Origin of the sequence: Streptomyces regalis, assembly GCF_001509475.1 — a bacterium.
Taxonomy (GTDB): Bacteria; Actinomycetota; Actinomycetes; order Streptomycetales; family Streptomycetaceae; genus Streptomyces; species Streptomyces regalis.
In genome coordinates this window covers 48544-55464 of sequence record NZ_LLZG01000367.1, presented here as the reverse complement: position 1 = coordinate 55464, position 6921 = coordinate 48544, and the positions used below count along the sequence as shown (strand labels likewise).

Here is a 6921-nt window from a genome sequence, read left to right as displayed (position 1 = left end):
GGTGAGTGAAGACGGCAATCTCCACTACGCCCGGAGGTCCATTCACGATCAACAACCGGTAGCAGGCGTGTCACCAACCTCCCGGCCGAGTACACCTAGACCACGGGACGGGATATCTGCTGGCGGCGGCCGTGCTGCGGGCGTTGACCGAGCAGGCGGAGCAGGGGGACGGCCGGTGCGTACGGCTGTCACTGGCGCGCACGGCGGCATGGCTGACGAACCGGATCCAGCCGGGCCCGGAGGGAGACGTGGCGTACGACGGGCCCGATGCGTGGCTCGCCGAGAGGGACAGCGCGCTCGGTCGGCTGCGGTACGCCCTGTCGCCGGTGTCGTTCGCGGGCGGTCCGGTCGACTGGGCGCGGCCGCCGGGGGTTCGGGGCGCGGATCCGGCGGGGTGGGTCTGAGGGGCAGGGAGCCGGATTCCGCGTGGCGGGCCTGAGCGCCGGGGTTGCCCGAGACGTATCCAGGGGCGGAATGACGGACCACCACTTGTTTTCCGGTCCTTGCCCGGCTCTGTGATGGTTTGTGAAGATCTTGAGGTGACGTTGACGAGACCTTCCCTTGGCATGTCCGACGGGAGCGCGCCCGGACCGCGCCCCGGCGTGGGCCGAGCCGTCGCCGTTCTCGTCCTGGTGGCGCTGGCGGCGTTGATCCCGCTGCTCGGGCCGTCGGCCGCGCTGCACGGTACCGGGGAGGCCGCCGCGCCCGGCGTCGGCGGGATCGCGCTGCTGCGTGCGGTGCTGTTCGCGGCGCTGTGCGTCCCGGTGGGCGAGCAGCTCGTGAACCAGCTGGCCCGTCACGTACCCGGCGCTCCCCCGCACACGCCCCGCAGTTGGGCGCCGTACGCGGCCGGCGCCGGTTTCGTCGCCGCCCTGGGCCTGGCCTCGGTGGTGTCCACGGGCAACCTCGTGCCGCACAGCCCTTCCGACCTCGACGTCGGCGGCCTCTACGCGTCACGCGACGGCAAGCTCGCACTGCTGGAGGTCAACGCCTTCGCCGTGGCCGGGCTGTGCGCCCTCTCACGCCGACCCGCCACCCAGCTCTGGCCGTTGACCGCGGTCGTGGTCGCCGAGGCGCTGCGTGCGCACCCCACGACCGAGCACAGCCCGCTGCTCGGCTCCGGGCTGACGCTGGTGCACCTGGCCTGCGCGTCGCTCTGGGCCGGCGGGCTGCTGCACGCGCTGCGGACCCTGCGCGGACGGGGCGACGCGGAGGCGGGCGCGGCCCTGCTGGGGCTCTACGCGCGCGTGGCGGCCGTACTGCTCGCCGCCATCACGGCGACGGGGGTGTGGAGCTCGCTGCGCCGGATGCCGTCGGACACGATCCTGGAGCAGCTGACCGAGACGGCGTACGGGCGTGCCCTGCTGGCCAAGGTGATCCTGGTGGCGGCCGTGGCCGCGCTCGCCCTGTGGGCACGGATCAGGCTGCGCCGGGCGGCCGACCCGCTGACAGCCTGCTCTCCCGCGCGGGCGGAGGTCGTCGCCCTGGGCGTGGTGGTGGCGCTGTCGGGGCTGCTGACGGCGCTGCCGGTGCCGATCCGCTGGTGACTCAGTCGGTGGCCATGACCTTGAGCGCTGTGCGCCCGCCCATCGCTTCGTAGCCGGCAGGGGACGCCCTCCAGCCCGAACGTCAGGTCGAAGCCGGGCGACGGGTAGCGCAAACCGCACGGCAACCTGGTGCCCGCCGTCACGGAGCGGTGGGCGCTACACCCCGCCTGCACCTGCGCCTACACCCCCGAAGCCCCCAGCAGCGTCCCGGCCGCGTAGGTGACCCCCATGGCCAGCGCACCGCCCGCCGCATTGCGCAGTACCGCGCGGGGCGGGGCGGCGGCGCCCAGGCGGGCGCTGCTCCAGCCGGTCAGGGCGAGGGCGGCCAGGACCGAGGCGACCGTGACCGCCAGGCGCCGGTCCGCCGGCGGCAGCACCATCGCCAGCAGCGGCAGCAGCGCCCCGGCCGTGAACGCGAGGAAGCTCGCCCACGCCGCGTGCCACGGGTTGGTCAGCTCGTCCGGGTCGATACCGAGCTCCACGCGCGCGTGCGCCTTCAGTGCGTCCCGTTCCGTCAGCTGGACGGCCGCCTCCATGGCCACGTCCCGGGACAACCCCCGTCGCTCGAGCAGCTCCGCCAACTCCTCCAGCTCCGCCTCCGGCCGCTCCCGCAACTCCCGCTTCTCCAGGGCCAACGCGGCCTTCTCCGAGTCGCGCTGGGTCGACACCGAGACGTACTCCCCCGCCGCCATCGACATCGACCCGGCGAGCAGTCCGGCCAGCCCGGCCGTGAGCAGGGCGGAGCGGTCGTCCGTCGCGCCGGCCACGCCGACGACGAGTCCCGCGATCGACACGATGCCGTCGTTCGCCCCGAGAACGGCCGCCCGCAGCCAGTTCAGCCGCTCCCCCAGCGCGCCACCGTGAGCCTCGTCATGCGTTGGTTCGGTCACATGCGGAGGATTGCACCACAGCGGTCATCAGGGACGTACCGACGCTCTCGGTCAGGTATCGGACTCACGGTCAGATATCGGGCCCTCCGGGGGGGTACGGCAACACCGTGTACGGACTGACCAGTTGACGTGCTGACGTTCGCGAGGCTCGAACAGCCGGGCGGAGCAAGGCACCTGACGGCCAGGGCTGTCAGTCCCGGCCCGTATCCTCAGTGACCATGCTCGAAGACCTCACGACCGCGGCGTCCTTCCCCACAGCGTGGCCGGCCGCGTATCCCCAGGGGTACGCGGTCGTTGACGTGGAGACCACGGGCCTGGCCCGGGACGACCGGATAATCTCCGCGGCCGTCTACCGTCTGGACGCGCGCGGCGAGGTCGAGGACCACTGGTACACGCTGGTGAATCCCGAGCGGGACCCGGGCCCGGTCTGGATCCACGGCCTGACGAGCGACGTGCTCGAAGCGGCGCCCCTTTTCCAGGACATCGCCGAGGAGTTCTCGACCCGGCTCGACGGCCGGGTGCTCGTCGCGCACAACGCCGTCTTCGACTGGCAGATGATCGCCCGGGAGTACGCGCGCGCGGAGCGCCAGGCCCCGGTACGGCAGCGGCTGTGCACCATCGCGCTGTCCAAGGAGCTGGGCCTGCCGCTGCCCAACCACAAGCTGGAGTCGCTCGCCGCGCACTTCGGCGTCGTACAGCAGCGCGCGCACCACGCGCTGGACGACGCGCGCGTGCTGGCGGAGGCGTTCCGGCCGAGCCTGCGGGCCGCGGCGGCGGGCAGCGTGCGGCTGCCGCTGCAGGAGTGCCGGCCGCTGACCGAGTGGCGGGACACCGCCACACCCCGGATCGGACAGCAGGCGGGCGGCTACAGCGGCTACGGCAGCTCCAGCAGCTATCAGCCGACCAGTTGGCGTCCGTCCCGCAAGAGGCCCGCTTGCCCCTACCCCAACCCGGGGCGCTACGAAGAGGGCAAACGGCTCAAACAGGGCATGCGGGTCGCCTTCTCCGGCGACACGTCGATCGAGCGCGACCTGCTGGAGGACCGCGCGATCGAGGCCGGGCTGCATGTGTCGACGAGCCTGTCCCGGCTGACCAGCCTGCTCGTCACCAACGACCCGGACGCGGGCACGTCCAAGGTGGTCAAGGCCCGCCAGTACGGGACGCCGGTGATCGACGAGGCGGCGTTCGGGCAACTCCTGAGGGACGTGGAACCCGCGTCGGAGCAGTGACCGTACGGACGGGTGATTGCCGCGCGACTCGCCCGGAGCCGTCTCGCCCGGGCCGCGGTGACGGCTCACCCTGTGGCGCATGGCGACATGTGAAGTATGCGGAAACGACTACGGCATGACCTTCGAGGTGCACGCGCAGGGCGCGGTGCACGTCTTCGACTGCTTCTCCTGTGCGATCCACCGCATGGCACCGGTCTGCGAGCACTGCCGCGTCCAGATCATCGGGCAGGGCGTCGAGGTCGAGGGCCACTGGTACTGCGGTGCCCACTGCGCCCGCGAAGAGGGGAAGGTGGGGATCATCGACAAAGTGTGAGCCGGCCCCGACACCGGCCCCGACCCGTACCCCCCTGAAAGCACCCCACGACCGAGTTGTACGGTCGTGGGGTGTACCGCTTCCTGTTGTCCCGGCAGTGGGTGATCCTCACGCTGGTCGCCCTCCTCCTCATCCCCACGATGATCAGGCTGGGCTTCTGGCAGATGCACCGTTACGAGGAGCGCTCCGCCCGGAACCAGCTGGTCGCCGACGCGCTGGGCGCGAAGCCGGTGCCCGTGGAGAAGCTGACCTCACCGGGGCACACGGTCACCACCAAGGAGCGGTACCGCTCCGTGACCGCCGTGGGCCACTTCGACACCGACCGGGAAGTCGTCGTCAGGCGGCGCGTCAACGCTGACGAAGAGGTCGGCTTCCATGTGCTCACCCCCCTCGTCCTCACGGACGGCAAGGTGGTGCTGGTCAACCGTGGCTGGATCCCCGCGAACGGGCCCAGTCAGACGGCCTTCCCCAAGATCCCGGCGCCGCCGAGCGGGCGTGTCACCGTCACCGGGCGGCTGATGCCCGACGAGACGACCGAGGCGAGCGGTATCAAGGACCTCAAGGGGCTGCCCGACCGGCAGGTCATGCTGATCAGCAGCGAGCGGGAGGCGTCCCGCCTCGATGCGCAGGTCCTGGCCGGGTACGTCGTTCTGACGACGCCGGAGCCGAAGGGCGATACGCCGGAGCTGATCGGCAAGCCCGGCGAGGAGAACGCCCCGCTGAACTATGCGTACGCCCTTCAGTGGTGGCTGTTCGCGGCCGGGGTTCCCATCGGCTGGGTGATCCTGGCCCGCCGGGAGGCTCGTGACCGGGCGGCGAACCAGGAGAAGGCGGTGGAGGCGGAGCCGGTGGGAGTGTAGGTCCGCCTACTCGCCATGGGTGGCTGGTGCGTCGTCCGGCGGCTGCGGGTTCTGGGGGGCTGGTCGCGCCCCCGCGGCAGAGCCGCATATGGGACACAGCTCCGCGCCCCTTGAGGGACATCCACCGACCCGCGTTCAGCAGCAGCGCCCATGGCTGATCGGGCTGTGGGTCCTCAACCAAGCCCCCGCGGATCCAAGCGTGATCTTCTCCGGCACCGGGTCCCCGGCGAGCGTCTCACTCCCCCGGCCTCATCCCTGATTGGCCCACCGGCCCTTGGGGAACCCGCGATTGCGTGCCCCAGCGCATCGAGGACTACGCCCTCATCGGCGACGAGCAGACAGCCGCTCTGATCGGCAGGGACGGCTCCGTCGACTGGCTGTGTCTGCCCCGCTTCGACTCGGCCGCCTGCTTCGCGGGGCTCCTCGGTGACAAGGACAACGGCCACTGGCGCATCGCCCCCAAGCACGCCAAGGGCCCCTGCACCCGCCGCGCCTACCGCCGCGACACCCTGGTCCTCGACACCGAGTGGGAGACCGACGAGGGCGCCATCCGCGTCACCGACCTGATGCCCCAACGCGACCGCGCCCCCGACCTCGTGCGCATCGTGGAGGGCCTCGACGGCCGCGTCACCGTGCGCAGCACCCTGCGGATCCGCTTCGACTACGGCTCGATCGTCCCCTGGGTGCGCAAGTCCGACGGGCACCGGGTGGCCGTCGCCGGCCCCGACTCGGTCTGGCTGCGCAGCGAACCCCAGGTGCACACCTGGGGCAAGGACTTCGGTACGCACTCGGAGTTCACGGTCGAGGAGGGCGAGCGGGTCGCGTTCGTCCTCACCTGGCACCCCTCGCACGAGCCGCGCCCGCCGCTTGTCGACCCGTACAAGGCGTTGCACGTCAGCGTCCGGGACTGGCGTAGGTGGGCAGGGCGCTGCCACTACGACGGCCCGTACCGCGACGCCGTCGTCCGCTCCCTGATCACCCTCAAGGCCCTCACCTACCGGCCGACCGGCGGCATCGTCGCCGCCCCCACCACCTCGCTCCCCGAGGAGCTGGGCGGTGTCCGCAACTGGGACTACCGCTACTGCTGGCTGCGCGACTCCACCCTCCTGCTGAACGTGGGACTGTCGGCGGGCTACCGGGAGGAGGCCGAGGCCTGGCGCGACTGGCTGGTGCGCGCGATCGCGGGTGACCCCGCCGACCTGCAGATCATGTACGGCCTGGCGGGCGAGCGGCGGCTGCCCGAGTTCGAGGTGCCGTGGCTGTCCGGCTTTGCCGGCTCCACGCCCGTACGCATCGGCAACGAGGCCGTGAAACAGCTGCAGTTGGACGTGTACGGCGAGGTCATGGACACACTGGCACTGGCCCGGCACGCGGGCCTGCCCATCAAGCCGCACATGTGGGCCATCCAGTCCTCCCTCATGGACTGGCTGCACGCGGAGTGGCGGCAGCCGGACGAGGGGCTGTGGGAGGTGCGCGGCGGCCGCCGCCACTTCGTGCACTCGAAGGTGATGGTGTGGGTGGCCGCGGACCGGGCGGTGCGCACCCTGGAGAAGAACCCGAAGCTGCAGGGCGACCTCGACGGCTGGCGGAAGTTGCGCGACGAGGTGCACCGCGAGGTGTGCGAGAAGGGCTACGACGCCGAGCGGAACACCTTCACGCAGTCCTACGGCTCCCGCGAACTCGACGCCGCGCTGCTGCTCATCCCTCGGGTGGGCTTCCTGCCGCCCGACGATCCGCGCGTCACCGGCACCATCGACGCGATCCGCGCCGAGCTCAGCCATGAGGGCTTCCTGCGTCGCTACAGCACCGACGGGACGACCGTCGACGGGCTGCCGGGCAGCGAGGGCACGTTCCTGGCCTGCTCGTTCTGGCTCGCGGAGGCGCTGCACATGACGGGGCGTACGAAGGAGGCACGTGAGCTGTTCGACCGGCTGGTGGGGCTCGCCAACGACGTGGGTCTGCTGTCCGAGGAGTACGACCCGGTGGCCGGCCGCCAGCTCGGCAACTTCCCGCAGGCCTTCAGCCACATCGGCCTGGTGCACACCGCCCTCGCTCTGTTCGGGTCGGACCGGGCAGGATAGG

Annotated in this window: 6 protein-coding genes and 1 pseudogene; 6 read left to right on the top strand and 1 reads right to left on the bottom strand. The window is 71.6% G+C overall.

What is annotated here, in order from left to right; genetic code table 11:
• Positions 1–95 precede the first annotated feature (95 nt).
• Together ADL12_RS34585 and ADL12_RS34580 are read left to right on the top strand one after the other, a co-directional pair.
• Positions 96–404, top strand: a pseudogene (locus tag ADL12_RS34585) (CoA transferase); the annotation flags it as partial.
• A gap of 162 nt (positions 405–566) precedes the next feature.
• On the top strand, positions 567–1547 hold the full coding sequence (locus ADL12_RS34580) for a CopD family protein (RefSeq protein WP_107120097.1): 981 nt from the start codon (positions 567–569) through the stop codon (positions 1545–1547).
• 179 nt (positions 1548–1726) lie between these two features.
• On the opposite strand, the gene ADL12_RS34575 is transcribed toward ADL12_RS34580, so the two are convergent.
• Positions 1727–2437 (bottom strand): VIT1/CCC1 transporter family protein, encoded by a 711-nt coding sequence (locus ADL12_RS34575; RefSeq protein ID WP_062709674.1) that lies wholly within the window; start codon positions 2435–2437, stop codon positions 1727–1729.
• 218 nt (positions 2438–2655) lie between these two features.
• Here ADL12_RS34575 and ADL12_RS34570 point away from each other — a divergent pair, with 218 nt between their 5' ends.
• From ADL12_RS34570 to ADL12_RS34555, 4 genes are all read left to right on the top strand, one after another.
• Positions 2656–3666 (top strand): DEDDh family exonuclease, encoded by a 1011-nt coding sequence (locus ADL12_RS34570; RefSeq protein WP_062709700.1) that lies wholly within the window; start codon positions 2656–2658, stop codon positions 3664–3666.
• A gap of 79 nt (positions 3667–3745) precedes the next feature.
• Positions 3746–3979, top strand: a complete 234-nt coding sequence (locus tag ADL12_RS34565; protein WP_079052436.1) for a hypothetical protein — start codon at positions 3746–3748, stop codon at positions 3977–3979.
• A 71-nt stretch (positions 3980–4050) separates the two neighbouring features.
• A complete protein-coding gene (locus ADL12_RS34560; RefSeq protein WP_062709669.1) occupies positions 4051–4839 on the top strand; it encodes an SURF1 family cytochrome oxidase biogenesis protein in 789 nt (262 codons plus the stop codon).
• Positions 4840–5132: 293 nt separating this feature from the next.
• Complete coding sequence (locus ADL12_RS34555; RefSeq protein ID WP_062709666.1) at positions 5133–6920, top strand: glycoside hydrolase family 15 protein; 1788 nt, start codon at positions 5133–5135, stop codon at positions 6918–6920.
• The last annotated feature ends 1 nt before the right edge of the window (position 6921 follow it).

What these genes read in the sequence shown, in the direction of transcription:
- ADL12_RS34580 (WP_107120097.1), top strand. Translation starts at nt 567, where the DNA reads ATGTCCGACGGGAGCGCGCCCGGACCGCGCCCCGGCGTGGGCCGAGCC.
- ADL12_RS34570 (WP_062709700.1), top strand. Translation starts at nt 2,656, where the DNA reads ATGCTCGAAGACCTCACGACCGCGGCGTCCTTCCCCACAGCGTGGCCG.
- ADL12_RS34565 (WP_079052436.1), top strand. Translation starts at nt 3,746, where the DNA reads ATGGCGACATGTGAAGTATGCGGAAACGACTACGGCATGACCTTCGAG.